This is a genomic window from Shewanella inventionis (assembly GCF_019931735.1).
In the GTDB taxonomy this organism is placed as follows: Bacteria; Pseudomonadota; Gammaproteobacteria; order Enterobacterales; family Shewanellaceae; genus Shewanella; species Shewanella inventionis.
Window position 1 is genome coordinate 572,955 of the sequence record NZ_CP082926.1, and the last position, 26,941, is coordinate 599,895.

Sequence of the window (26,941 nt, forward strand, 5' to 3'; positions counted from 1 at the left end):
GGTTATTGAGTGCTAGTATGCCATTTTTGGAATAAGAGTTTTATGATCATACTTAAGGTTTTTATCATTTATGTCTCAAGTTAACCCCGTTTCTGGGTGGTATGTATATATTATTCGTTGTGCTAATTCTCATTTATACACTGGCGTGACCACGAATGTTGAACGGCGTTTTGCGGAGCATCAACTCGGTGGCGTTAAAGCGGCCAAATTTTTAAAAGGTAAAGGCCCTTTAACGCTTGTTTATCAAGAATCTCATATTGACCGTAGTGCGGCATTAAAGCGTGAAATCGCGATAAAAAAAATGTCTCGCCAACAAAAAATACAACTGGTTACACAAAATTCATCATATCAAATAAGTCCATTAGTGACTTAGCGAATTTACGGCTAGACTCTATTAACCCTATTCACAGTGGATGCGACTTGATTGGTAGCTAAATTATGGTTTTGGTTGATGCTATTATGCTTATTGTCAGCGCCAGTTTGTGCTGAGAATGTTGTACGTATCCAGCCTTCACAATCAATAGATAATTCCACCTACCTTTATTATGTCGATTTATTGCATTTAGTGCTTGATGTCACGGCTGCTGATTACGGTCCTGCTAAGGTGATTATTTTAGAATCATCATTATCGCAATCACGTGGTTTTAGTATGCTTAAAAATAAGCAATTAGATGTGTATTGGGCCGGAACCAGCATCGAACGTGAACGTGATTATCTTGCGATAACAATACCGCTAGATGGTGGGTTACTTGGCGATCGTGTGCCTGTGATTTCTCGTGATCGAGTAAGTGAATTTGCTGCGATTACATCTGCTGAGCAATTACAAAAAATGGTTGCCTGCCAGGGTAGTCAATGGCCTGATTCAGATATTTTGGAGTTTAACGGTTATCGTGTTGAACGAGTGATTTCATTTAAATTAATGTATGCCATGCTATTGCAACAACGTTGTGATTATTTTCCTCGAGGGATTAATGAGGCTTATGCTGAAGTGAGCGTTGTGGGGAATGAGTCGTTAGTCGTATATGATCCAATCATGCTGCGTTATCCTTTGCCTATGTACTTTTTTGTTAATAAACAAAATCATCTCCTTGCGCAGCGACTCACCGACGGGTTGTTAGCGTTACTTGCTAATGGCAAGTTAGTCGAATTTATTAGGCACCACGCAACAACTGCGCCAGCATTTCCGTTAAGTCGATATCAGCATAGCCAAATTTTCACTCTTGAAAATCCAACGTTGCCTTATGGTTATGCTAATAGAGCTTATATTCACTGGATAGATGCTGTAAAACAATAAAAGCGCCGTAGCGCTTTTATGTCATTAGCTTAATTATTTCATTGCCCTAAGAACTGGGTAAATTAAATAGTGTGTGTCGTAGTATGGGCTGCGCTGATAAAACCAACGTAATCTGGCTTTACTGTCTTTGGCAAACTCAGGATCCTTGAGTGCTTGAGCAAACTCGGCTTGTAGCTTGGGGCTTTCAGCTAACATTTTTTCTGCAAGAGGCTCGACTGCGTAGTCTTCAATGTATTCTGTTTGCGTGAAAATCGTATTGAAGAATCCCCAATAAAATAATGAATCTTCAGCTTGTGGTTCTAATAGCAACATGGCTAAGTCGCCCAGAGGCTGATCGGTTGCCACGCGCATGGTTCCCGCAGGCAGTGACGCGGTGACCTTTTTGCTCATGGTGTTTGCGGTAACGGTTTGACGCCCTTCATAATCAGCTTTAGAAAACACAGGTTGGCTGAAGTGATATTGCTGTGCGGTGATTTGAGTCGATTTTTCAATGCGAGTCATGCGGATACCGTGCAGTGATAAACGTTCTATGACAGTGTTCCACTGTGGCGGAATATAGTAGGCGATAGGTCGAGACACTATGACGTCAGCTTTTGTATTGGCAACAACAGGGATATTGGCATATAGCTTAGGTTCGCCAGTCCACCGTACAACATCAGCGCCGCTAATTGGGCTGGTTTCAATATGGTAGTTAATGCCTTTAAAATCGATGCCTTCAGGAAGTTGTTCACTTTGCCATGACAGTGTTAATTGACTTGGGTTGCGGTACTTATCGTCATTAATTGCCGACTTTAACTTAGTGCTATTTTGGCCGACGGTTTTTAACGTTTGCTCGAGCATCACATAAGTGCCGAGTACACGTTGTTTGTATGGTTTCAGGCTATGGTTTTCGATTAATATTGTGGGTAAGTGGCGAGCATCACCATAACCATTTGAATATCTTGGGCTAGGATTCCACAGCGAAATTCCTTTTGCCATATCGGTATTATCTAATGCGAAAACTAGCGGTCCAGGAATGTGACCTTGCTGTGTAAGTGCGGCTTCTATTTCTGGGCGATAGATATTCTCTAGCCAGTTAAAGCTGCTGGGGCTGTAGCCTTGCTTAACGTTATAACCAAAAGTCACATCGTATTGGTAGTCAATTCCGTCGGTAACATGCACATCAATGTAGAGATGGGGTTGCCAAATATTGATTGCATGAATGAGATGTTGCATTTCAATTGCATCAGCTTTGGCATAATCTCGATTTAAATTAAGGTTATTGGCGGTAGTACGCCAGCCCATGTTTATCGGTCCGCGTTGATTAACCCTATTGTATTCACTGCTACGCTCGTGTGCGTCTACACTTAAAATCGGTACAAATAGCAAGTTAACATTTTCGAGTAGCGTGCGTTTGTTGCCATGGCTTATATCACGCAATAACATCATCCCGGCATCTTTACCGTCGATTTCGCCTGAGTGGATACCGGCTTGAACCAATATGGTTGCTTTGCCATTTTGCCCCAGTTGTTTGGCGGTTTGCGCACCTTCCGCTGAGGCGACTATCATCCATATGTCTCGACCTTGTGGGCTTTTACCTAGGCTGACTTTATGCAATAAATCACTGCTGTCGACCAGGTTATCTAACCATGCCATGGTGTCTTGGTAGTTTGGCGTGCTCTGGTAATTTTGCTGCTCAAACGGGGTTGCCCAAGGATGTTCGGGACTTAACAGCAGGGCTTCACTTGCACCAGACCACGCTTGAATTGGCGGTAATATGCTGTCGTTGATAAAGGTATTTGCTTGCTCGATCGTTGGTTGTTGAACGACCTTTTCATTTGCAATCGTTAAGGTTGAGAACAATAAAAAAGGACTAATCCATAAACGAGAAAACAAATTGCGCTGCATGTATACCTCTAGGTCATGATGTTGAGATGCTAAACTTAAATGACATCATAGCATTACCCTTTGATTAATATGATGCCACATAATAAAAAATCCCAACCAGAGTTGGGATTTTAGGCTTATTTATCTAAGGTGACAGTGTGAGGATTAAACCTTAGGCCCCGCCTGTTTAATGGCATCAGACACTTGATATTTGGCAAAGTTATCGTTGAACTCTTGCGCTAATTGTTGTGCATACTTGTCGTATTCTGCAGCATTTTTCCAAGTATTGATTGGGTTTAACAGCTTAGTGTCTACTCCAGCAACAGCAACAGGAACATTGAGGTTGAGCTTATCAATGTGTACTGTTTCAACATCTTTTAATTCACCACTGACAATGGCGTCAACAATCGCGCGTGTGGTTGGAATATCAAAGCGCTTACCGACACCGTGTGGGCCACCAGTCCAGCCGGTGTTAACCAAATACACCTGGCTGCCAAATGATTCGATGCGTTTCATTAGTAGTTCAGCGTATACCCCCGCAGGGCGCGGGAAAAATGGCGCGCCAAAACAGGTTGAAAAAGTTGACTGAATAGCAGACGTTGAGCCCATTTCTGTAGAGCCCACTTTGGCTGTATAGCCAGACAGGAAGTGATATGCCGCTTGCTCTTTACTTAAAATAGAGACGGGCGGTAACACACCTGAAACGTCACAAGTTAAAAATACCACTGCGTGAGGTTCTGCTCCGCGGTTTTCTACTTTACGTTGTGCAATATGCTCAAGTGGGTAAGCTGCACGGCTATTTTCGGTCAAGCTGGTGTCGTTGTAATTAGGGACTCGCTGCTCATCAAGTACTACGTTTTCGAGCACGGTACCAAAACGAATTGCATCCCAAATTACCGGTTCATTTTTTTGGCTTAGGTCGATACATTTTGCGTAACAACCGCCTTCGATATTGAATACCCCACCAGGTGCCCAGCCGTGTTCGTCATCACCAATTAATAAACGTTTCGGATCGGCTGAAAGGGTGGTTTTACCCGTACCTGAAAGACCAAAAAATAACGTTGTATCACCATTGTGCCCCACGTTTGCAGAGCAATGCATTGGTAATACGCCCTTCGCTGGGAGTAAAAAGTTTTGCACAGAGAACATGGATTTTTTCATTTCTCCTGCATACTTTAAACCAGCCAGTAAGACTTTACGTTCGGCAAAATTAAGGATTACAGCGGCTTCTGAATTAGTGCCATCACGCTCGGGGTCACACACAAAACCTGGGGCGTTGATAATTTGCCATGTGTCTTTGTTGTTGCGGTTAAAAATGGTCGGAATGATAAACAGGTTACGGGCAAAAATCTGATGCCATGCGTATTCAGTTGTAACTTTAATGGGAATGTAGTGGTCATCGTCTGCGCCGACTTCAAGCTCAGACATAAAAATCTCTTTATCAGCAAGATAGGCTTCTACGCGCCCCCATAATGCATCAAATTTACCAGCATCAAATGGGCGGTTAACTTTGCCCCATTCAATGTCAGCTTCGGTGCTTGGATCTTTTACAATAAAACGGTCATTTGGTGAACGACCTGTTCTATCTCCTGTTTTGGCCACTAATGCACCGTTAGCGGTGAGCTGACCTTCTCCACGAAGAAGCGCGATTTCTACAAGCTGTGCTGTCGTAGGGTTAAGGTGAACGCGGTGTGATAAATCCGCCATAGTGTTGATCTCCATGTCTTTTAGGTCGGGTGTCGTGTTTATCGTTATTATTGGTTTAGCGATTTAACTTAGCTCGGTATTATTATTGCGCGCAGGCTATTTGAGCTAATAAGGCGATTGTAACTGAAGTTGAGGCTTTGGTAACGAACAGTTTGGTAATTTTTTTGAAAGTTTTTAATGTTGGGTTTTGTTTTTATCAGGTTTTAGGCACAAAAAAAGCGCATAACGCGCTTTTTTTGTAATTGATTACGTAATTCTTTTCTTTACTGTTGCGCGTCACTGCTGTGACTGCCAGCGTATAAGGCTGCAATATCAATAGCGTCAAATGAGTAGATGTTTTTACAATATTCACAGCCCATATCTATTTTGCCGTCTTCCGCCAAAATCGCTTCAATTTCTGCCTGAGAGAGTGTCTTAATCGCAGCGCCACTGCGCTCACGCGAGCAGGTGCATTTAAACGTCACGTCTACAGGGTCAAATAAACGCACTTCTTCTTGGTGATAGAGACGATGTAACACATCGGGTGCATTTAATGTAAATAGCTCTTCTGCTTTAATGGTTGCTGTAAGCGTTGATAAGTGCTCAAAATCTTCATTTTGTCCCGATTTAGTGGGTAACACTTGCAACAACATCCCCGCAGCTTGTTTGCCATTAGCAAATAACTTGATTTGGGTTGGCAGCTGTTCAGACTGGTTAAAGTATTCTTCTAAGCATGCCGCTAGGTCGAGGTGATCTAATGATACAATCCCTTGATAACGCTCACCTTCGTCTGGTGTAAGGGTAATCACCATGTAGCCTTTACCAAACATTTGCTGCAAGCTAGCATCATCGGTAATGTTGCCATTCCAGCGTGATACGCCACGTAACACTTGTTCATTATTGCCGTTGATTACCGCGAGTGAGACGGGGCCGTCACCTTGTAATTGCACGCTGATATCACCGGTAAATTTAATTGTTGCGGTTAATAGTGACGTTGCTGCCATCAGTTCACCGAGTAAATTTTTTAAGGCGGTTGGGTATTCGTGAGCGGACAGCACTTCTTGATAGCAGCTTTCAAGTTGCACTATTTCACCACGGACATCGGCATTATCAAATAGATAGCGATGTAAAATATCGTTGTTCATTTATACTCTCTTAACTCTTTGTAAGCCGCTTAATATTCTTTAAAGCGCATAAGCTGCCGTCGTTGTTTTTTATCCGGTTTATGATCAGGTGCCGGATTATTCAAAATATTTAGCCGCCGCGCTTCAGCGTTTATGATGCGTTTGCTAATGCTTTCGGGGGTTTCTTCGTACAGGGTTTGAGCAATACTTGCGCCTTGTCGATGGCCAGATAACGACTTGATGATCACTTCTTTATCATCATTGCCTTGGCGTAAACGAATTTTTGCACCGACTTCTGCATTCTTACTGGATTTAGTCCGTTGGCCGTTGTAATGTACTTTACCGCCGTTAATCATGTCTTTTGCAATGGCTCGGGTTTTATAAAATCGCGCCGCCCATAACCATTTATCTAGCCGAATAATGCATTTTTCGGACGGAATTTGATTCAAATGGCCTCCAAAACAGGGATGATTTCACAGACTGAGTAATCTAACTGCCATACAATGTAATTATTATTACACTTTGATGGGGTTAAATTGGCCCTCATTTGTGCGCGCAAACATAGCATATTTGGTGCAGTTTCGCCAATCGATATGCGCTAGGGTTGTTGCTTTACCTTCTGTAGGTTAGCATGACTGCTAAGTTTACTTTTCAACAATTAGAACAGAGACCTGTACCAAGACGTATAGAGGGTCCAATAACATATGGATTTATTAGATAAACTGATCAACAAAGCCGCCACAGTGCCGCATAAGCCGTTAAGTGCTGCTGTATTTTGGTTTGGATTGGTCGTCGTGTTGTTTTTGGCAGCACAAATTACATGGAGGTTGATGCCTGTGTCATCGCAATCTGCGACTTGGCAACCATCCCCTGTTTCTGCGAACACTGCTAAGCGTATCGAGCTTGCTGGTGTACGTAATCTATTATTGTTTGGTCGTGTTGATGGTAATGCTAACAAACCTAAACCTGAGGTTGTTGAGCAAATTACCGATGCGCCTAAAACGAACTTATCTATTCAATTAACTGGTGTGGTAGCTTCTACTGCAGAGGAGCAAGGACTCGCGGTTATTGAGTCTAGCGGCCAACAAGAAACATACAGCCTCGGCGATAAAATTAAAGGCACTTCTGCATCATTAAAAGAGGTCTATGCCGACAGAATTATTATCACCAATGGTGGCCGTTATGAAACCTTGATGCTTGACGGGCTTAAATACACCACTCAAAGCCAAGCTAATGAGCAGTTACAACAGGCTAAAGTAGAGAAAAGTGTTAAGCGAGTTGATCAACGCGATAATGAACGTTTCTCACAAGAGCTGTCTAATTCTCGTGATGAGTTGTTAGCTGACCCCAATAAAATAACTGACTTTTTATCTATTTCACCTGTGCGCAATGGTGAAGAGCTTTCTGGCTACCGTTTAAACCCTGGTAAAGACGTTGCTTTGTTTAATCAGGCAGGCTTTCAGGCGAATGATTTAGCCAAATCAATTAATGGGTATGATCTGACTGAGATGGGTCAGGCTTTAGAAGTGATGGCGCAATTGCCTGAGCTCACCGAAATGGCTGTCATGGTAGAGCGTGAAGGGCAGTTGGTCGAAATCATGTTTAGTTTGCCAGAATAATTTGGCGTTAGAGGATTGAGTAAAATGAATAACAAAGGGATCCGACATAAGATTATTGCTGGAATGCTAGCGGGTGTTGCCATGATGGCGGCACCGATAGCTTGGTCGGAGCAATACGCTGCCAATTTTAAAGGCACAGACATTCAAGAGTTTATTAATATTGTTGGAAAAAACCTCAATAAAACCATCATTGTTGACCCAACGGTACGCGGTAAAATTAACGTACGTAGTTACGATTTATTGAATGATGAACAATATTACCAATTCTTTTTAAACGTATTGCAAGTTTACGGTTATGCCGTGGTTGAAATGGAAAACCAGGTCATCAAGGTCATTAAAGACAAAGATGCCAAAACATCTGCAATCCGTGTTGCCGACGATAACACCCCAGGTTTAGGCGATGAAATGGTGACTCGAGTGGTGCCACTTTATAACTCTGAAGCTAAACAGTTAGCGCCTTTATTACGTCAGTTAAACGACAACGCCGGTGGCGGGAACGTGGTTAACTATGACCAAGCCAATGTCTTAATGATTTCAGGCCGTGCCGCAGTTGTTAACAAACTGGTTGAAATTGTGCGTCGAGTAGACAAGCAAGGAGACACTGCAGTAGAGGTCGTGACATTAAACTATGCCTCAGCCGGTGAGATAGTTCGCATTGTTGACACCTTGTATCGTTCAAGTGCTAACCAGGCTCAATTACCAGGGCAGGCACCAAAAGTGGTTGCCGATGAGCGTATGAATGCGGTGGTAGTCAGTGGCGATGAGAAAAGCCGTGAGCGTGTTGTTGAACTTATCCAGCGTTTAGATGCAGAGCAAGCCAGCACAGGTAATACAAAGGTACGTTACCTGCGTTATGCAAAAGCTGAAGATCTGGTGGAAGTATTAACAGGCTTTGCACAAAACCTTCAAGAAAACAAAGACAGCAGCGCTGCGCAAGCTGGCGCCAGTTCCAGTAAACGCCGCAGCGACATTAATATCATGGCGCATCCAGATACTAACTCGTTAGTAATCAGTGCCGAACCCGATCAGTTAAGAACCATAGAAAGCGTCATTAATCAGCTTGATATTCGTAGAGCTCAAGTATTGGTTGAAGCCATTATCGTTGAAATTTCAGAAGGCGATAACGTTGGTTTTGGTGTGCAATGGGGTAGCACTTCTGGTGGCTTAACTCAGTTTAATAACATTGGTCCGTCGATCAGTGAAGTCGGCGCCGGCGTGCTAGCTGCGCAAGAGGAAGAAGGTACAACGGTTACTGTAACTAACTCAGACGGTGGCTCTACTACCACGACTAACCCAACCTCAGATGGTGACTACACCTTAATTGCCGAAGCATTAGGCAAGGTTAATGGTATGGCATGGGGCGTGACTACAGGTAACTTTGCGGCGTTAATTCAAGCGGTATCAAGTGATACCAATTCAAACATTCTTGCGACACCGTCAATTACCACGTTAGATAACCAAGAAGCTTCATTTATTGTGGGTGACGAGGTACCAATTCTAACGGGGTCAACGTCGAGTTCAAATAACGACAATCCATTTCAAACGGTTGAGCGTAAAGAAGTGGGTGTTAAGCTAAAAGTGGTTCCGCAAATTAACGAAGGCTCGTCGGTTAAGCTAACGATTGAGCAAGAAGTATCAGGTGTTAATGGTAACACAGGTGTCGATATCAGTTTCTCTACACGCCGATTAACAACTACAGTTATGGCCGATTCTGGTCAAATTGTCGTGCTAGGCGGATTAATTAGTGAAGACGTGCAGGAAAGTGTGCAAAAAGTGCCTATCTTGGGCGACATTCCGTATTTAGGCTGGTTATTTAAATCATCTTCAAGCAGTACAACCAAGAAAAACCTGATGATTTTCATTAAGCCAACCATTATCCGCGATGGCATGACAATGGAAGGTATTGCTGGGCGTAAATACAATTATTTCAGAGCTTTGCAGCTTGAACAACAAGGTCGTGGCATTAACCTTATGCCAAATACTGAAGTGCCTGTTTTAGAAGAGTGGAGCCAAGAAGCCTATTTGCCTGATGAAGTGAATGACATGCTTGACCACTATAAAAATCGTCAGCGTCTCGATACCGATTTGCGTGACTCTGATGCCGCTTTAAGCATCATTAATGAAAGCTTAGAGAAGGACAAGGCTCAAGACAATGAGTGATAGTACGATGACAGAGCCGTTAGCCCAAGTATCAAGTGACGTCGCTATGGAAGTCGTAGAAGGCGATGAGGTTTTTCACTCGAACAGCAAAGAGCGTCTGCCGTTTGCATTTTCACATCGTTTTCAATTGGTTTTGGCGAAGGAAAAAGAGCAACTTTGCCTGTTTTATACCGACAACACCCCGTTAAATGCAATGCTAGAAGTGAGGCGTTATGCGGGGGTTGATTTAGCCGTAATCAAGCTAGAAGCGGCAAAGTTTGAAGCTAAGTTAACGCAAGCGTATCAGGCTAATTCTTCTGAGGCGCAGCAGCTCATGGAGGATATTGGCAATGAAATGGATTTGTTTACGTTAGCCGAAGAGCTACCGCAAACAGAAGATTTGCTTGAAGGTGATGACGACGCCCCCATTATTAAGTTAATCAATGCGCTACTGTCTGAAGCGATTAAAGAAGAAGCCTCAGACATTCACGTCGAAACCTACGAAAAACAGCTTGTTGTGCGTTTTCGTATCGACGGCGTGTTAAAAGAAGTGTTAAAGCCAAACCGCAAATTGTCATCGTTACTGGTGTCGCGTATTAAGGTGATGGCGCGTTTAGACATTGCCGAAAAACGGTTACCACAAGATGGACGTATTTCTCTGCGTATAGCAGGCCGTGCAGTCGATGTGCGTGTGTCGACTATGCCATCGAGCCATGGTGAGCGAGTGGTAATGCGCTTACTCGATAAAAATACCGGCAACCTGGACTTAAAGCAGTTAGGTATGACTGACCATATTCGTGAGCAGTTTGACGAATTAATCCGTAAACCTCACGGCATTATTCTCGTGACCGGCCCTACCGGATCGGGTAAAAGTACTACCCTGTATGCCGGTCTGACTGAAATCAACTCAAAAGATACCAACATTTTAACGGTTGAAGATCCAATCGAGTACGAATTAGATGGCATTGGTCAAACTCAGGTTAATACCAAGGTTGATATGACATTTGCTCGTGGGTTACGGGCTATTTTGCGCCAAGACCCTGATGTAGTGATGATTGGTGAAATCCGTGATCTTGAAACTGCACAAATAGCCGTGCAAGCATCGTTAACGGGTCACTTAGTGATTTCAACGTTGCACACCAATACTGCATCCGGTGCCATTACCCGTTTACAAGATATGGGCGTAGAACCTTTCTTAGTGTCTTCCAGTTTGCTTGGTGTGTTGGCCCAACGACTTATTCGTACCTTGTGCCCTAGCTGTAAAGTGGCCCACGAACCAGATGAACGTGAGCGAGAATTATTAGGTATCACGGCTAACGATACACGTCATATTTACCGGGCTAAAGGCTGTAAAGCGTGTGGCAACAACGGTTATCGTGGCCGGACGGGTATTCACGAGTTATTAATTGTTGACGACAATGTGCGGGAGTTAATACACGGTGGCCGTGGCGAATTAGCGATTGAAAAATACGTACGTAAGTCGACGCCAAGTATTCGTCATGATGGTATGAGTAAAGTATTAGCGGGCGTGACAACATTAGAAGAAGTGTTACGCGTGACTCGCGAGGAATAATCAATGGCAGCGTTTGAGTACAAAGCCCTTGATAGCAAAGGCAAACAACAAAAAGGCGTCATTGAAGCCGACACGGCTAGACATGCTCGAAGCCAACTGCGTGAAAGACGCCTCATGCCACTTGAGCTTCAAGCTGTTAATGAAACAGAGGCCCGTGCGCAACGTAGTGGTTTTAGTCTAGCTAATCTGTTTAAAAAGCGCATTTCTGTGGCCGAGTTGGCATTAATTACGCGCCAAATTGCCACCCTAGTTGCTGCAGGTTTACCGATTGAAGAAGCGCTAAAAGCGGTTGGCCAGCAAGCTGAAAAAGCGCGTTTGGGCAATATGATTATGGCGGTGCGCTCTCGCGTCGTTGAAGGTTACAGCTTAGCCGATTCGATGGCAGAGTTTCCGCATGTGTTTGATGACTTATACCGGGCAATGGTTGCCTCGGGTGAAAAATCAGGCCATTTAGAAGTGGTACTCAATCGTCTTGCTGACTATACCGAGCGCCGCCAACAACTTAAGTCAAAACTCACTCAAGCAATGATTTACCCTATTGTGTTAACTGTGGTGGCCATTGGTGTTATTGCGGTTTTACTTGCCGCTGTAGTCCCAAAAGTGGTTGGACAGTTTGAGCATATGGGTCAAGAACTCCCAGGCACAACTCAATTTTTAATCTTGGCCTCTGATTTTGTTCAGCATTGGGGGGTAGTGGTGGTGTTGATTATATTTGGCGGACTGATTGTGTTTCAGCGACTACTGACCAATCCTAAAATGCGCATGAAATACGATACGGCATTACTTAACCTTCCTGTTATTGGTAAAGTTAGCAAAGGCTTAAACACCGCGCGATTTGCCCGTACATTGAGTATTTTATCTGCCAGTTCAGTACCGCTACTTGATGGAATGCGTATTGCGAGTGAAGTATTACAAAACGTCAAAGTGCGTGCCGCGGTTGATGATGCAACAGCTCGCGTGCGCGAGGGAACCAGTTTGGGGGCCGCGTTGACTAATACTAAGTTGTTCCCTGCGATGATGTTGTACATGATCGCGTCTGGTGAAAAGAGTGGTCAATTAGAAAATATGCTAGAACGTGCGGCAGATAATCAAGACCGGGAGTTTGAGTCTAACGTTAATATTGCACTGGGCGTGTTTGAACCCATGCTGGTGGTGAGTATGGCGTCGGTTGTATTATTTATCGTTATGGCTATTTTGCAGCCAATATTAGAATTAAATAACTTAATCAGTGGCTAAGTTTTCAGCAAAGCCGATTAGCTCAATGTTTTTGAGTCATTTTTAGAAGGAAGTCTTTAATGCAACAACACAGTAAACAACGCGGTTTCACCTTACTTGAAGTGATGGTGGTGATTGTTATTTTAGGTATTTTAGCGTCAATGGTTGTACCAAACTTAATGGGCAACAAAGACAAAGCGGATCAACAAAAAGCCGTTTCAGATATTGTGGCTCTCGAAAATGCCTTAGATATGTATAAATTAGACAACAGTATCTATCCAACAACAGAGCAAGGCTTAGATGCGTTAGTGCAAAAATCTACATCATCGCCAGAGCCGCGTAATTTTCGCGATGGTGGTTATGTTAAACGTTTACCACAAGACCCTTGGCGTAATGACTATTTTTTATTAAGCCCAGGTGAAAATGGCAAAATTGATATCTTCAGCGCGGGTCCAGACGGACAAGCTGGCACTGAAGACGACATAGGCAGCTGGAATTTACAAGACTTCCAATAATATGCATCGTCGTCATGCCGGATTTACCTTACTTGAGGTATTACTGGTCGCATTGTTAATGGGGCTAGTGGCTGCTGCAGTCACTATCTCTATGAACGTTGCTGGGCCAGAACAAGCGCTAAAAAAACAGGCGCAACGCTTTATGTCTGCGACAGAAATGGTGCTAGATGAAAGCGTGCTCAGTGGGCAATTTATTGGCATTGTGGTTGATGAAGACGAATATCAATTTGTGTTTTATAAAGAAGGCAAATGGATGCCCGTTGAGCAAGACCGTTTACTGGCAACTCAGCAAATGGCCCCAGGTATCGTGCTCGACGTGGTGATTGACGGCATGCCGTTGACACAAGAAGATGAACAAGACGAGTCGTGGTTTGACGAACCGTTTATCGATGAAGAAAGCGAAGAAGAAAAGAAAAAACACCCTGAACCGCAAATTTTATTGTTTCCAAGTGGTGAGATGACGCCATTTGAACTTAATTTTACAACGGTAAATGATGAGCTTAAACCCGTTAATGTATTGGTTGTTGGTGATGCACTGGGCCGGCTTACCTTAGGGCGCGTTGATGAATAAACCCAGTATTTTTTCATTGAATAAGCATGCGGGTATGACTTTACTCGAGGTGATTGTCGCCCTGGCTGTTTTTTCCATTGCGGCGGTGTCAGTGACCAAAAGCCTCAGTGAGCAAATGGCCAATATGCCTATTTTAGAAGAACGTACATTGGCACAGTGGGTTGCCAGTAATCAAATGGTTGATATTCGATTAACCAGTGATTTTCCCGATATTGGTAAAAAAGAAGGTCAAGTTGAGTTAGCGGGGCGAGAGTGGTACTGGCGACAAGAAGTAGTCAAAACCACAGACGACAAATTTAGAATGATTACAGTGAGTGTCAGCGACGACAACCGCTATCAACGAATTGTGGCTCAGGTAAGCAGTTATGTGCACAGCAAACTCTAAGCTTGCAGGGTTTACCTTACTTGAAATGCTAATCGCAATCGCGATTTTTGCCATGTTGGGTATTGCGGCTAACTCGGTATTATCTGCTGTAATGAAAAACGATGAAGTCACGCAGGATTTTGCGATACGGCTAAAGGCATTACAACAAGGTTTTGGCGCATTAGAGCGCGATTTAGGCCAAATGGTGGCTCGTACGCCTCGTTCATTTGAAGGTGATCGTGGTAAGCAGTTTTTTCAAGCGGGTGATAATATTCTCGATTCAGACACCCAGGCATTATTATTTTTTAGATTGGGTTGGTTAAATCCAGATGGCATGTTACCCAGAGGCAGTGTGCAATCGGTTGCTTATGTAGTACAAAGCGGACGACTAGAACGTTGGTATTATCCCTATCCTGAGCCTGTGGTTGGTGCCGAGCCTTTAAAAAGCTTGGTGATTGAGGGCGTGTTGTCTATTGAGTATTCGTTTTTTATTGATGACAAATGGCAAACCAAAGCAGATGGAACCGTTATGCCGAAAGGGATAGCAATGGAAATTGACATTGAAGGCTTAGGTAAAATTCAACGACGGTTTTTACTGCCCAAAGGTGCGCCAGTTAGCGATTCAAAAGATTCAGAAGATTCAAAAGACTCAGAAGAGTCAGAGGAGTCAGAAGATTCAAAAGATTCAGAAGATGAGGATGCAAGTTAATGGGCGTCCACAAGCAGCGAGGTGTTGCGCTTATTGTCGTTATGTTGATTGTGGCATTGGTCGTGATTATTGCCACCAATATTACCAGTCGTAACCAGTTGTCTATGCGCCGAACACTTAATATGGCGCAATATGACCAAGCCTACTGGTATACCATGTCGGCTGAAGAGTTAGCGATGAAAGTGCTTAAACAAGACTTTGAAGATGCCGAAGGTACAGTGCATTTACAGCAATATTGGGCGTTAGCGAATGTGGTTTTTCCGGCTGAGTATGGCGAAATTGTCGGTAAAATTGAAGATATGCGAGCCTGTTTTAACGTTAATTCGGTGGGTGAGCCGTCAAGCGGCAGTGAAGACAATCAACCTAAAATGTCCTTGGCTGCAAGGCAATTTCAATCTTTGTTGATTAGCCTTGGCGTAGATGAATTCGGTGCAGAACAACTAACACATACGCTTAAAGATTACATCGATACAGATACTGTATCGAGTCCTTACGGCGCAGAGGATGCCGAGTACGAATCTCGCCTCGTACCGTATCGCGCGGCTAATACCTTAATGCAACATCGTAGTGAGCTTCGCTCAGTATTAGGGTTTAATCAAAATGTGTATCTAAATATTGTCGATTATGTGTGTGCAATACCCGGTAACAGCAGGCAACTATTAAATGTAAATACCGTGAAAGTTGAGCAAGCAGCCTTGCTTGCAGCAATGTTAGAAAATGAAGTGTCAGTTAGTGAGGCTGAAAGCATCATTAATGAACGCCCTGCAGATGGCTACGGTACCATTGAAGAGTTTTGGGAAAGTTCGTCTCTAAGCAGTATTAAAGCTGAGGCAGATCTTAAGTCGAGTTTTGTCGTCGACAGTGAGTATTTTTTATTACACGCAGGCGCAAAAGTCGACAATGCAATATTTAGAATGGATAGTGTACTTAAGCGCAATGGTAACAATTTAGAAGTGCTCACCCGTCAATATGGTGGCCAACAATAATAACAAGCTCAAAACGTTAATTAACGAATTGAGTGCGGTGGAGAATAACAGTGTCTGAACGGCTATTTATCCGATTAGGAAAAACATCAGAACACCCATGTTCATGGCTAGTCTGGTCAGAGCAAGAACAAGAAATTATTGCCTCAGGAGAGTTAGCTAATGCTGCAAGCCTGAGCAGCTTGGCTGAACGCGCCGGCAATCGACCTGTTGATGTACTTGTGCCCGCGGCCAGTATGACATTGACACAAATTGCCTTGCCTGAAAAAGGCCAGCGTCAGGCATTAAAAGCCTTGCCTTACATGCTCGAAGAAACCCTAGCGACAGATGTTGAGCAGATGCATTTTGTGGTTGGCCCGCGTGAAGGTGAGCAGCTTAATGTGGCTGCAGTTGCCCATGAGCAAATGCAAACCTGGCTAATGTGGTTACAAGAGGCTGGCTTAAAAGTTAAGCGCATAGTGCCAGACTGCTTGGCGTTACCATTAGAGCAATGTCGCTGGGCGGTGATGAGTTTTGGGGGCGAATACCTTATCCGTACATCTGAAGGGGGCGGTATCAGTTTGCCTAAAGCTTGGTCAACGTTTGCATTGCCACAACTCGTTAAACTTGCGACAACACGAAACAATAATGCTGAAATCAATGTGGCTAGCTACAGTGATGATATTGCCATCGAGGGTGTTCAACTAGAAAATAAGCCACTCGATTTGCCCATGATGGTGCTCGCCAGAGGGGTGCTAAACGCACCAATAGATTTACTCAGTGGCATTTATAAGCCTAAGCGTGAATACAGCAAGCATTTGGTTATATGGAAAAATGCCGCGATTGTTCTTGCGCTCGCAATTGTATTGGCATTAGTCAATAAAGGCTTGCTGATCCATCAGCTTAATAATGACACTGCGCAGCTACGTGCACAAAGCGAAGCGATTTTTAAACAAGCCGTTCCTGGCGTTAACCGTATTGTAAATATGCGCTCGCAAATGGACAGTGCTTTACGCAGTATGCAAGGTCAAGGTGGTGGCGCGGCGTTTTTTGAAATGCTTGAAGGGCTAAAGCCTGCATTTTCAAAGGTACCAGATTTAAAACCCAACAGCTTACGCTTTGAGAGTAATCGTAACGAGTTACGCATGCAGGTGACTGCGCAAAATTATGCGCAGATTGACCAGTTTAAAGAGATTGTTGCTAAAGATTATCAATTAGACGCTGGCGCAATGAACAGTACGGATGAAAACGTGACTAGTACATTGACCTTGAGGAGCAAATAGCATGAATAATTTGCGTATTTGGTGGCAAGGGCTCGCCCTCAGAGAGCAGCAGTTAGTTGGTTTTTGTGCCGCTGTTTTGTTGATTGGTGTTTTTTATTGGGGGATCTGGACACCCATTTCTAATGCCCAAATTGAAGCTGAGCGCAGTCATAATGCAGCCCAGCAAACCTTAAGTTATGTAAAGCAAACTGCCAATAAAATTGCGGGTTTAAAACAGGCTGGTGCACAGTCAAAGGTACGGGGAAGTTTAAGCTCGATAGCTAACCAAACCGCGGGTCAATATCAACTCGAAATCACGCGCATGCAGCCGCAAGGCGATAAGATACAGTTGTGGATGGATGATGTTCCCTTTGATGCGCTGTTGAGTTATTTGCACGATTTAGTCGAACAAAAAGGCTTAACACTCGACAGTGTCGATTTAGCCGAGTCTGATGTGGCTGGCTTTGTTAAAGTCAGACGTATTCAGCTATCACAGTAAGGAATTTTTGTGAGTTTATTTTTTAAAATACTAATTGGCGTGATCGTTTATTTGGTGTTTCTCATTGCTTATATTCCCGCTAATTGGTTAGTCGGCATAGCTCCTTTGCCTAACAATACGGTGATTAGCGGAGTAGAAGGAACGTTATGGCAAGGTAAGGCGGCATTAGTCAGTGTCGACGAGCGCCAAGTAGAACATATTTCGTGGCAATTAAATCCCTGGGGGTTGTTTATCGGCCAAGCCAATATTGATTTTAGCATTGGTAATCGCGCCACTGCTGTCAGTGGTAAAGGCAACGTAACCTGGTCGCTCGCGGGTGTAAGCGGTAACAATATTCGCCTTGACGTACCAGATAGCTTTTTACTTGCTGGGGCTAAATTACCTTTTAAAACCAAAATTACTGGTGATGTGAGTTTGATGGTAGAAGTGTTAGAGCAAGGTAAACCTTGGTGTGAGCAATTAAGCGGTAAGGTGTTTTTAAATAACACCGATGTTAATAATCAATTTGGCGCTTATCCGTTAGGTAATATTGCATTGGGGCTTAGCTGCCTAGACGGTCAATTGCAACTTGCAACTGATGAAACCCTAAATACCTTAGGGTTAACAGGTACCGCCGTGTTAGGTGAGGGGAACTTAGTAAAAGTGACCGCCAAAATAAAACCAACTGACGCACAACCGCAAGATTTACGTGACGCGTTGCACTTTTTAGGTCGCCAAGATAGCCAAGGATATTACCCTATTAACTACCAAGGTGTAGTGCCTGGACTATAGTGGCAAAGTAAAAATAAGCGCGTAGATAGCAATATCTACGCGCTTTTTGTTTGAGCAATTTAGAGCGAATGCAATAAGTCACTCACCGCAGGAAACTGCTTAAATACCGTGTGCGGTTTTTTACTGTCTGGGTTGCTTACACCTAATTGATAACCCACTCCCGCCCGCTTTGACGCAGCTAAAATCACTTCACTGTCATCAATAAACAAACACCTTTGTGGGGTTAAGTTAAATTTATCGAATGCGTAATGCCAAAACTCAGGGTGTTCTTTAGGGTAGCCGCTTTCGTGGCTCGACAATAGCTCGTCTAAACCCTCTGCTAAATTCGTGTGAGTGAGCTTTAATGCCAAACTATGAGGGTGAGCATTAGTAAATAAAATTCGACGTTTGCTTGCGCCCGCAAGTGCCTCTAAAAAAGGCATGCTGTCTTGACGGATTTTAATTTTATCAGCGGCAGTATGATGTAAGGCTAAAATATCTAACCCTAAATGCTGCTGCCAATAATCTAAGCAATACCAGTCTAATGTGCCCACCACATTGTGATAGGCTTGTGTGACCAAATCATTAGCATCGGCTAAACTTATTTGCCGTAATTGGCTTAATTGTTGTGGGACTAATTGCAACCAAAAGTGGTTGTCAAAGTGCAAATCGAGCAGGGTGCCGTCCATATCGAGTAGCACTGTGTCTATCTTATGCCAAGGAAACATGTAAATTCCGGTTGTAGAATATACCTAGAATAGTAAGATTGTAACTTGTCTATATTAATTCGTCACATGGGGCTGCAATGACACAACGGCATAAAAAGCCGGAAATCCTGCACACTGAAGTCGTTGCCAAAAGCCGACTGTTTCAAATTGAGCAGGTTCACCTAAAGTTTTCTAATGGCGTTGAACGTCAATATGAAAGAATGAAAGGCGGTAGTCGAGGGGCTGTAATGATAGTTCCTATTCACGAGGGTAATTTGTTACTTGCAAGTGAGTACGCCGCCGGTACTGATAATTATGAATTAGGTTTTCCTAAAGGGTTAATCGATCCTGGTGAAACCGCCGCCCAAGCCGCAAACCGTGAGCTACAAGAAGAAATTGGTTTTGGCAGCCATAAACTGACGCTGTTAAAAGAGTTGTCTCTTGCCCCGGGTTATTTCTCAAGCAAAATGCAAATCTTTGTTGCTGAACAGCTATTTCCTAGTCGATTAGAAGGTGATGAGCCTGAGCCAATAGATGTGATCCCATGGCCATTATCTGATTGGCAGCAGTTACTCGAAAACAATAATTTTTCAGAGTCACGCAGTGTCAGTGCGCTTTTTTTAACGCAACAATATTTAGCAACCACTGAGACAGCATAAAGCCTCTCAACCCTGGTTCGAGGGCACGCGATTTACGTGCCATAATAATTTAGGCAAACAACCGCGACACAAAAGGGGGTAGCATACTGTTAACCCCTTGTAAGGTCATCCTTATCGAGCAAAGCGATTGGAGTAGTAATGAAGCCAGAAGATGTCATTGATCAAGTTATCGGTATCGCCACAGAGGCCGGAGAAAAAATCCGCGACATATATTTAAATGGTTCTTTTAAGCGAGAGATAAAATCAGACAACACGCCCGTGACATCGGCTGATTTGGCTGCTCATAAAATTATATGTCAGCAACTTGCACAATTGACCCCAGACATTCCCATTTTAAGTGAAGAAGCTGCCGATATTCCATTGAGCGTGCGCGAAACATGGAAGCGTTATTGGCTCGTTGATCCATTAGATGGTACTGGAGAGTTTATTGCCGGCAGTGGCGACTTTTCGGTGATAATTGCCTTGGTAGAGCATAACCGTCCTATTATGGGCATTGTTTATGTGCCTATGACAAAAGTGTGTTACTACGCTATAGCTGGTCTTGGTGCATATAAACGTGATGGCAAAAACGAGTTAAGGATCACCAGTAAACAGCTAAAAAGCAATGAAACCGATCATATTCGTTTAGCGGTCAGTCGCCGCCAAGATCCGCAATCTGTGTTAAAGCTAATGAATAAGCCTAATCATTGCGAATTGGTGGTTATGGGTGGCGCAGCCTTAAAAAGTTGTTTAGTCGCAGAAGGTCGAGCAGACTGCTATGTGCGCTTAGGTCCTACAGGTGAGTGGGACACGGGCGCGGCACAAATTATTATTGAAGAAGCCGGCGGGGCTTTGATTGATATCAATCTACAGCCAATGACTTACAACGAACGTGAGAGTCTTGAAAATCCAAACTTTATTGTCGTTGGCAGTGCCGATTTACCCTGGGATATTTTATTGACAACCTAATACCATATCAGCACAAGAATGTGGTCATTCTTACTGGCTAACTTCGCTTATAACGTCGTTAGAAATGTTGAAGGCAGAACAACTAGCTCGCTGTAATTTTTGCCTTATCCTAAGCGAGTTTTTCTACGCAATCTCTGATCACTTATTTATCCTGATAGGTATAAGCTGTTATTAAGGGATATATTTTTTAAGGCGTATTGCTTTTGTATTTCACTATCAATATTGTGTTTACATTGTTAACACTGTGTTATTTGAGAGCGAAATAAATGAAAAACAAAGGACTGTATTTAGCGTTGTCACCGATTATTTGGGTCATAGGTGCTATCGGTTTAGCGGGTTGTGGCGGCGGGAGCGACAGCGATGACTCATCTTCGAATGGTGGCGGCAGTTCTGATGGGCGCTTAACGGGCGATATTGTTTATTATGCAACGCAATGTGATGTTTCACAGCCTGCGGTCGGTGCAGACATTATTGTACATCGTAAAGACGGCAGTATTTTAAGCCAATCAAAAGTTCCATCTACAGGTAAGTTTGATATTGCCTGGCCATCTGATGCTTATCACTTCTCCTATGCGCAACAGATTAATGGCGAGTTATTCGTGTACAGTAAATTGAATGTAATTGCTGGTGATATTGGTATTGTGGGTGAACGCAATGCTAATATCGATTCTGCCTGCGTTTGCTCTGATTACGAATTTGACTTGAGTGATGTTAAAGCCAACTACAGTGGCTATGACGTTTATATTGATGGTAACAACAGTAGCACAAGTGCCAACGTATGTGAGCAAGACGGGACCTTACCGCCAGTTAACCTCGTGTTAACCCCTAGCTATGATGATGGTTTGACGCCTTATGCCGCACAAATTGATGTTAAGGATTACGCCAACAACAGCACCATATATGTCGATCCCTCTATTTTTGAAAACCAGGCTAATGAAGGTGTTGTACTGAATGCCGAATTAAGCAGTGGAAACGAAAATATCTACGATCCAAAATTTAGAACATTTTCTGAAACAGATTATGGTCGTGTCAATTGGATCCAATGGCCTATGTCTGCGCAGGTGTTTCCAGAGTTGTTTGCTAATAACTTTATTACCTATTCTAATTTTGAGTCATTAGGAGGTAATGATTATGGCCAAATATACTATTACACCAGTCGCCGTCATCGCGTCACAGCACCTAACGATACACAAGTTGTGCAGTTACAGCAAAACCAACAAAAAATGCTACAAAGCACTGATGCCATTTTAAACAGTTTTGCTGAAGATGATGCCAGTAACTATGATTTTACGGGGATTGGTACAGGTAAAACAATGCTACAGATAGACTTTGGCCAAAGCAGTGTTGCAAACTGGACAATTGAAGCACCGTTAAAAGGCACCTTTCCAGATTTAGACTTGCCATCAAACCTGCAAACCCCATTTGAGCAAATTACCCAGGCGAATTTATCGGTAATGATTTATGGTTACTTTAGCCACTCTTCGACCCAATATAATCAGTTCCGTGCAAAAGTAGCTGAAATACAACGTGCTGATTTGAAAACCCGATCAAGTTTTTACGATAACTATGTTATTGAGCAAATTTCAGTAGATATTTATTAAGAGTGAACACTAACGCCCTCGCACGAGGGCGTTTTTACATTGCGTTACGCGTATCTAACCATTGATGGATCGCCTGCCTGTCACCTTGAAATATAACCCGATCACGTTTCTTTTCTAATTGAAACTGATACATAGGGTCATAGTAAACCTCTAACAACAAACTTATCCAATCGAGATGTTTACTGGCATCATTTTGATTTTGTTGCTGTAATAGAGCCTCATCAACAAGCAATTGTAACTCCTGATACTGCTTACCGCCCAAGCGTTTACGAATACCTGTTAAGCTTTGGCTAAGATAATGGCTAAATGCTTCAACCCCGTCTTGTTCACCAAACTTAACAATATAACCAGCCAACTTATCGGTGACATAGTCCTTAAGTAAGCGAGGCAAACGAATGTCTCTTGGCTCGTCGAGTAATACAATATCAGCTTGTTGCATCGCTTGATAAAATGCGTGTGGCAAAGCTGAGCGACCAATCAGATAGCTTTCGTCTTCAAGCAGTAAATGGCGATGTTGCTGCTGTTGATGCTTGAGTAATGATATCGCAAGGTTATTTTCAAAGTTGATTTGCGTTGGCTGCGGCTCAATATTTTTACCAAAACTGGAGCCTCGGTGATTTGCTAAACCTTCTAAATCAACAGCTTCAGCGCGTTGATGAATAAACTCTGTTTTACCGCTGCCGGTAATGCCACTTAAAATCAACATATTGGTTTGCTGAGGTGCGTTGTTGATAGTGCCGATTAAAAAGCTGCGCATTGCTTTATAGCCGCCTTGAATAAAAGGCACCTTAACGCCTGCATCTTTTATCCATTGCTGGGATAGCTTTGAGCGTAATCCGCCTCTAAAGCAATATAAATAACTTTCGGGGTGTTGTAACAGCTGAGCGCGCCAGGCTTCTATTCGCGCTTGCTTTACGTTACCAGTGACTAATTGGTGGCCCAGTGCAATGGCAGCATCTTGACCGTGCTGCTTATAGCAGGTGCCGACTTTAGTGCGCTCATCATCTTGCATTAGTGGCAAATTAACCGAATGTGGAAAAGCACCTTTAGTAAACTCGACTGGTGCGCGAACATCGATTAATGGTCTATTTTCAAGTAATAACCGGCCATATTCAGAGCTTGGGATTATGTCACTCATTAAGTAAGCTCGATAAGAATATCTTGGTCAGCATTTACCTGCGTTAACTCGACCATAGAGCCAATACATATCGCTTCGATATTATTTTTCGCCAGTAACACTTGCAGTTCAGCTTCGCTTTCTGCGTTTACAGCCACTAATAAACCACCGCTGGTTTGCGGGTCGCATAAAATGGCTTTTTGGTGTTCAGTTAGTTCAGGTAAGTGTTCACCGTAGCTATCAAAATTGCGATGTGTGCCGCCCGGTACGCAGCCTTGTGCTAAGTAGTCAGCAACCTTTGGCAGTAAAGGTACGTTATTGAAAGCTAGCTTGGCTTTTAATTTTGCGCCCTGGCACACTTCAATTAAATGGCCTGCTAAACCAAACCCTGTGACGTCGGTTAATGCATTCACCCCTGTAATTTTGGCAATTTCAACACCGATATTATTAAGCTGACACATAGCCTGCGGGGCAATGTGGCTGTCCTCGTCACGTAATTTCTTTTGTTTTTGGGCTGTAGTCAAAATACCTATGCCAATTGGCTTAGTAAGGTATAAGCGATCGCCTGCTTTAGCGGTGTTATTTTGTTTGAGTAATTCAAGTGGAATTTGGCCAGTGACAGCTAAACCAAAAATAGGCTCGGGTGCATCAATACTGTGGCCACCGGCGAGCATTATGCCTGCATCGGCACAGGCTTGACGGCCACCATCAACGACTTGCTGTGCAACTTCAGCAGGCAGAACATTGACAGGCCAGCCTAATATTGCAATGGCCATAATGGGTGTGCCGCCCATGGCGTAGATATCGCTAATTGCATTGGTAGCCGCGATGCGACCAAAAGTGAAAGGATCATCAACAATAGGCATAAAAAAGTCAGTAGTACTGATAATGCCAGTGTGCTCATTAAGCTTGTATACCGCCGCATCATCACGAGTTTGATTACCGACGAGTAAGTTAGGGTCAGTAAAAACGGGCAGTTGTGAGGCAAGAATCGTACTCAATACTTTTGGTGAGATTTTACAGCCACAACCGGCGCCATGACTGTATTCGGTTAATTTTACTGTTTTCTCAGACATAATAGGATGATCTTTAGGCGGCATGTTTAGCAGCAATTATAATCACTATTAGGCAGAATATCTTGTGTTTTAGATATTTAAACAATCTGGCCATTGTTTTATGTTCGGTAAAATATATTATTGTGAACATTGTTTTTTATTTTGTTTGCTGTTAGCTTATCCCTCATCAAGCACTCTCATGTTAGGTTAATATAGTGGCAAGACGTAAAGAGCACACTCATGAGCAAATTAAGCATATGGCAATCAAAGCCGTGGTCATGCATTTGCAAGATGACAATCTTCATTCTTTAAGTTTGCGAAAAGTAGCGAGTCAAATTGGCTACGTACCGAGCACCCTAATTAATATTTTTGGCAGTTATCAATATTTATTATTGGCAGTATCAGAACAAACTTTGGTGAATTTGTCTGCGGCGTTGCAAGGGGCAACACAGCAGGAGCCGATAACAAATATTAAAAATATGGCGATGGCTTATAGTGATTTTGCTTTGCAACATAAAAGCTGTTTTCGCTTGGTGTTCGAATTAACCATGCCAGACGATCAGCCCTTGCCAGAAAACCACACCATGATTGTGAAATCCTTATTTGCTTTAGTAGAGACACAATTACGTAAATGCTTTACTGGCATTAATGAAGCGCAAGCAGAATTAATGAGCCGAGTGCTTTGGGGCGGTATTCATGGGTTAACGAGCTTAGCCTTGGATGGAAAACTATTTGCGACACACCATGACTTACACGCTATGTTGTGCAGTCATGTACAAGGATATATTGCTGGTATAAGCAACACAGGGAGCTTGTATGATATTAACTAAACGCTTTTTACCTTATTTTGTGACCCAGTGTTTAGGGGCGCTAAATGATAATTTTTATAAAAATGTCTTGTTATTACTGGTGACCTACAGTCAGCTCAATACCTTACCTATTGATGTTAATTTGTTTGTCAATTTAGCCGCTGGGGTGTTCATTTTGCCGTTTTTCTTGTTTTCAGCTCATGCGGGTATCGTGGCTGACAACATGAACAAAGCAAAATTAATCCGCCGTTTAAAGCTTTTAGAGCTGATTATTATGTCCACAGCAGCTGTGGCCATTGTTAGCCAGAGCTATATGGTAATGTTGGTACTATTATTTTTAACTGGGAGTCAGTCTGCTTATTTTGGCCCAGTTAAATACTCATTATTACCTCAAGCATTAACAGAGGCTGAATTAGTCAAAGGTAATGCCCTCGTTGAAATGGGTACTTTTTTGTCGATTCTTATCGGTACATTAAGTGCGGGCTTAGTGGTAGCGAATGAAAATGGTTTAACCTGGGCTGCTATTATTGTGTCGGTTTTGGCTATGGCAGGCTATCTTGCCAGCCGAGCGATCCCATCTTTGCCAGCACAAGGTGAGCTTAATCCTAATAAGTTTTCTCTGTTTTCAGGCACCTTGCGCTGTATTAACAAGGCTCGTGAAACTAAGTCAATTTGGATGGCCATTTTAGCCATCAGTTGGTTTTGGTTTTTAGGTGCTACTTACCTGACGCAGTTTCCTAATTTTGCCAAGTTACATTTGCATGCAGATGCCACTGTCGTGTCTCTATTATTAGCTTTGTTTTCTGTCGGCATTGCGGTTGGTTCTTTTGTGTGTGAGCGATTTTCTTTTGGCCATGTTGAACTGGGTTTATTGCCGTTTGGGGTATTGGGACTCAGTGTATTTAGCTTCGACATGATAGGTGCAATTCCATTACAGGCTATGGAACCCGGTTTTGTGTATAGCTTTGAGTCTTTTATTAGTAACGCTCAGCATTATCGAGTCATGGTTGATCTGTTTTTGGTCGGGTTAAGCGGTGGGGTGTTTATTGTACCTTTATATGCGTTTATTCAAACCCGTGCAGAAAAACAAGAGTGCGCCCAAGCTATCGCAGCAAACAACATTATTAATGCGTTGTTTATGGTGGGCTCTGCAATACTCTCAATCGTATTACTCGGTGTATTAAATTGGACAATTCCTGAGTTATTTATGCTGATTGGCATAATGAACTTAGCTGTATTGTTATATGTTTACTCACAAGTGCCGGAGTTTACTCAACGATTTATTAGCTACCTACTCAGCCATGTGATGTATCGAGTTCAGGTTAATGGTAGGCAGCATATTCCGGCTCAAGGAGCAGGGATCATAGTGAGCAACCATGTGAGCTATGTTGATGCATTAATCATTATGGGAGCATCAACGCGGCCGATTCGGTTTGTGATGGATAAGTCCATCAGCGAAATCCCGATATTAAAATATGTGTTTAGGCATGCAGGGGTCATTCCTATTTGCTCACCTAAAAAGTGTGAAGCCACTTACCAAAATGCATTTGAGCAAATCCATAATGCATTAGCCAATGATGAGCTAGTGTGTATATTCCCAGAAGGGCGTTTAACGCCAGACGGCGAAATTGGTGAGTTTAGACCAGGAATTGAAAAGATATTACAACGTGACTCAGTACCCGTAATACCACTTGCACTAAGTGGTTTGTGGGGCTCGTATTTTAGCCATAAAGGCGGACATGCATTGACAACAAAACCAACTCGTTTTTGGTCAAAAGTGAAGGTAAATATTGCCCCGCTAGTGGCTGGTGATAAGACTGATCGTATGGCGTTGCAACAACAAGTAACAAACCAGTTTGAGCAATAATACCAATTCCACTAATTATCTGGTCATTCA

General features: G+C 43.1%; 26 protein-coding genes. 19 read left to right on the forward strand and 7 right to left on the reverse strand.

Going from position 1 to position 26,941, the window contains the following annotated elements; all coding sequences use genetic code 11:
* Window positions 1–70 precede the first annotated feature (70 nt).
* Window positions 71–373 carry a GIY-YIG nuclease family protein gene (locus K8B83_RS02660; protein WP_188740607.1) on the forward strand — a complete coding sequence of 101 codons (303 nt, stop codon included), beginning with the start codon at window positions 71–73 and terminating at the stop codon, window positions 371–373.
* A gap of 78 nt (window positions 374–451) precedes the next feature.
* On the forward strand, window positions 452–1,294 hold the full coding sequence (locus K8B83_RS02665) for an ABC transporter substrate-binding protein (protein ID WP_188740608.1): 843 nt from the start codon (window positions 452–454) through the stop codon (window positions 1,292–1,294).
* 33 nt (window positions 1,295–1,327) lie between these two features.
* On the opposite strand, the gene K8B83_RS02670 is transcribed toward K8B83_RS02665, so the two are convergent.
* From K8B83_RS02670 to hslR, 4 genes are all read right to left on the reverse strand, one after another.
* Entirely contained in the window at window positions 1,328–3,181 is a 1,854-nt protein-coding gene (locus K8B83_RS02670) for a M14 family metallopeptidase (protein ID WP_188740609.1), read from the reverse strand.
* Between the two features lie 144 nt (window positions 3,182–3,325).
* On the reverse strand, window positions 3,326–4,882 hold the full coding sequence (locus tag K8B83_RS02675) for a phosphoenolpyruvate carboxykinase (protein WP_188740610.1): 1,557 nt from the start codon (window positions 4,880–4,882) through the stop codon (window positions 3,326–3,328).
* A 248-nt stretch (window positions 4,883–5,130) separates the two neighbouring features.
* Window positions 5,131–5,991 (reverse strand): Hsp33 family molecular chaperone HslO, encoded by an 861-nt coding sequence (gene hslO / locus K8B83_RS02680; RefSeq protein WP_188740611.1) that lies wholly within the window; start codon window positions 5,989–5,991, stop codon window positions 5,131–5,133.
* A gap of 29 nt (window positions 5,992–6,020) precedes the next feature.
* Window positions 6,021–6,410 (reverse strand): ribosome-associated heat shock protein Hsp15, encoded by a 390-nt coding sequence (gene hslR / locus K8B83_RS02685; protein WP_373284942.1) that lies wholly within the window; start codon window positions 6,408–6,410, stop codon window positions 6,021–6,023.
* 264 nt (window positions 6,411–6,674) lie between these two features.
* On the opposite strand from hslR, the gene gspC reads away from it, so the two are divergent.
* From gspC to K8B83_RS02745, 12 genes are read left to right on the forward strand one after another with little or no spacing between them, the layout of a single operon-like run.
* Window positions 6,675–7,589: a type II secretion system protein GspC gene (gspC, locus tag K8B83_RS02690; protein ID WP_188740613.1), complete on the forward strand. Its 915-nt coding sequence runs from the start codon at window positions 6,675–6,677 to the stop codon at window positions 7,587–7,589.
* Window positions 7,590–7,613: 24 nt separating this feature from the next.
* Entirely contained in the window at window positions 7,614–9,749 is a 2,136-nt protein-coding gene (gspD, locus tag K8B83_RS02695; protein ID WP_188740614.1) for a type II secretion system secretin GspD, read from the forward strand.
* Entirely contained in the window at window positions 9,742–11,301 is a 1,560-nt protein-coding gene (gspE, locus tag K8B83_RS02700) for a type II secretion system ATPase GspE (protein WP_283104443.1), read from the forward strand. The genes gspD and gspE overlap by 8 nt, the downstream gene beginning before the upstream one ends.
* 3 nt (window positions 11,302–11,304) lie before the next feature.
* Window positions 11,305–12,537, forward strand: coding sequence for a type II secretion system inner membrane protein GspF (gene gspF / locus K8B83_RS02705; RefSeq protein ID WP_188740615.1), 1,233 nt, complete (start codon window positions 11,305–11,307; stop codon window positions 12,535–12,537).
* Between the two features lie 59 nt (window positions 12,538–12,596).
* Window positions 12,597–13,031, forward strand: coding sequence for a type II secretion system major pseudopilin GspG (gene gspG, locus K8B83_RS02710; RefSeq protein ID WP_188740616.1), 435 nt, complete (start codon window positions 12,597–12,599; stop codon window positions 13,029–13,031).
* Between the two features lies 1 nt (window position 13,032).
* Window positions 13,033–13,602 (forward strand): type II secretion system minor pseudopilin GspH, encoded by a 570-nt coding sequence (gene gspH / locus K8B83_RS02715; protein ID WP_188740617.1) that lies wholly within the window; start codon window positions 13,033–13,035, stop codon window positions 13,600–13,602.
* Complete coding sequence (gene gspI, locus K8B83_RS02720; protein ID WP_223419144.1) at window positions 13,595–13,987, forward strand: type II secretion system minor pseudopilin GspI; 393 nt, start codon at window positions 13,595–13,597, stop codon at window positions 13,985–13,987. Before gspH ends, gspI begins: the two co-directional genes overlap by 8 nt.
* Entirely contained in the window at window positions 13,968–14,675 is a 708-nt protein-coding gene (gene gspJ, locus K8B83_RS02725; protein ID WP_188740618.1) for a type II secretion system minor pseudopilin GspJ, read from the forward strand. The genes gspI and gspJ overlap by 20 nt, the downstream gene beginning before the upstream one ends.
* Window positions 14,675–15,661: a type II secretion system minor pseudopilin GspK gene (gene gspK, locus K8B83_RS02730; RefSeq protein WP_188740619.1), complete on the forward strand. Its 987-nt coding sequence runs from the start codon at window positions 14,675–14,677 to the stop codon at window positions 15,659–15,661. Before gspJ ends, gspK begins: the two co-directional genes overlap by 1 nt.
* Window positions 15,662–15,711: 50 nt before the next feature.
* Window positions 15,712–16,920 (forward strand): type II secretion system protein GspL, encoded by a 1,209-nt coding sequence (gene gspL / locus K8B83_RS02735; protein ID WP_188740620.1) that lies wholly within the window; start codon window positions 15,712–15,714, stop codon window positions 16,918–16,920.
* Between the two features lies 1 nt (window position 16,921).
* Window positions 16,922–17,398, forward strand: a complete 477-nt coding sequence (locus K8B83_RS02740) for a type II secretion system protein M (protein WP_188740621.1) — start codon at window positions 16,922–16,924, stop codon at window positions 17,396–17,398.
* 9 nt (window positions 17,399–17,407) lie between these two features.
* Window positions 17,408–18,169, forward strand: a complete 762-nt coding sequence (locus tag K8B83_RS02745) for a type II secretion system protein N (protein ID WP_188740622.1) — start codon at window positions 17,408–17,410, stop codon at window positions 18,167–18,169.
* A gap of 59 nt (window positions 18,170–18,228) precedes the next feature.
* On the opposite strand, the gene yrfG is transcribed toward K8B83_RS02745, so the two are convergent.
* Window positions 18,229–18,876, reverse strand: coding sequence for a GMP/IMP nucleotidase (gene yrfG, locus K8B83_RS02750; protein ID WP_188740623.1), 648 nt, complete (start codon window positions 18,874–18,876; stop codon window positions 18,229–18,231).
* Between the two features lie 77 nt (window positions 18,877–18,953).
* Here yrfG and nudE point away from each other — a divergent pair, with 77 nt between their 5' ends.
* The 3 genes from nudE to K8B83_RS02765 all read left to right on the forward strand — a co-directional run bounded on the left by nudE (window position 18,954) and on the right by K8B83_RS02765 (window position 22,063).
* The gene (gene nudE, locus K8B83_RS02755) at window positions 18,954–19,514 is read left to right on the forward strand and encodes an ADP compounds hydrolase NudE (RefSeq protein WP_188740624.1); all 561 of its coding nucleotides are present in this window, start codon (window positions 18,954–18,956) and stop codon (window positions 19,512–19,514) included.
* A gap of 138 nt (window positions 19,515–19,652) precedes the next feature.
* Window positions 19,653–20,462, forward strand: a complete 810-nt coding sequence (gene cysQ / locus K8B83_RS02760; protein ID WP_188740625.1) for a 3'(2'),5'-bisphosphate nucleotidase CysQ — start codon at window positions 19,653–19,655, stop codon at window positions 20,460–20,462.
* A gap of 266 nt (window positions 20,463–20,728) precedes the next feature.
* On the forward strand, window positions 20,729–22,063 hold the full coding sequence (locus K8B83_RS02765; protein WP_188740626.1) for a hypothetical protein: 1,335 nt from the start codon (window positions 20,729–20,731) through the stop codon (window positions 22,061–22,063).
* A 34-nt stretch (window positions 22,064–22,097) separates the two neighbouring features.
* Here the strand turns inward: K8B83_RS02765 and mnmH are convergent, their stop codons facing one another.
* A complete protein-coding gene (gene mnmH / locus K8B83_RS02770; RefSeq protein WP_188740627.1) occupies window positions 22,098–23,201 on the reverse strand; it encodes a tRNA 2-selenouridine(34) synthase MnmH in 1,104 nt (367 codons plus the stop codon).
* Window positions 23,201–24,256 carry a selenide, water dikinase SelD gene (gene selD, locus K8B83_RS02775; RefSeq protein ID WP_188740628.1) on the reverse strand — a complete coding sequence of 352 codons (1,056 nt, stop codon included), beginning with the start codon at window positions 24,254–24,256 and terminating at the stop codon, window positions 23,201–23,203. The genes mnmH and selD overlap by 1 nt, the downstream gene beginning before the upstream one ends.
* Before the next feature lie 194 nt (window positions 24,257–24,450).
* Between selD and K8B83_RS02780 the strand changes: the two genes are divergently transcribed.
* The gene (locus K8B83_RS02780; RefSeq protein WP_188740629.1) at window positions 24,451–25,065 is read left to right on the forward strand and encodes a TetR/AcrR family transcriptional regulator; all 615 of its coding nucleotides are present in this window, start codon (window positions 24,451–24,453) and stop codon (window positions 25,063–25,065) included.
* Window positions 25,052–26,911: an MFS transporter gene (locus K8B83_RS02785; RefSeq protein ID WP_188740630.1), complete on the forward strand. Its 1,860-nt coding sequence runs from the start codon at window positions 25,052–25,054 to the stop codon at window positions 26,909–26,911. Before K8B83_RS02780 ends, K8B83_RS02785 begins: the two co-directional genes overlap by 14 nt.
* The last annotated feature ends 30 nt before the right edge of the window (window positions 26,912–26,941 follow it).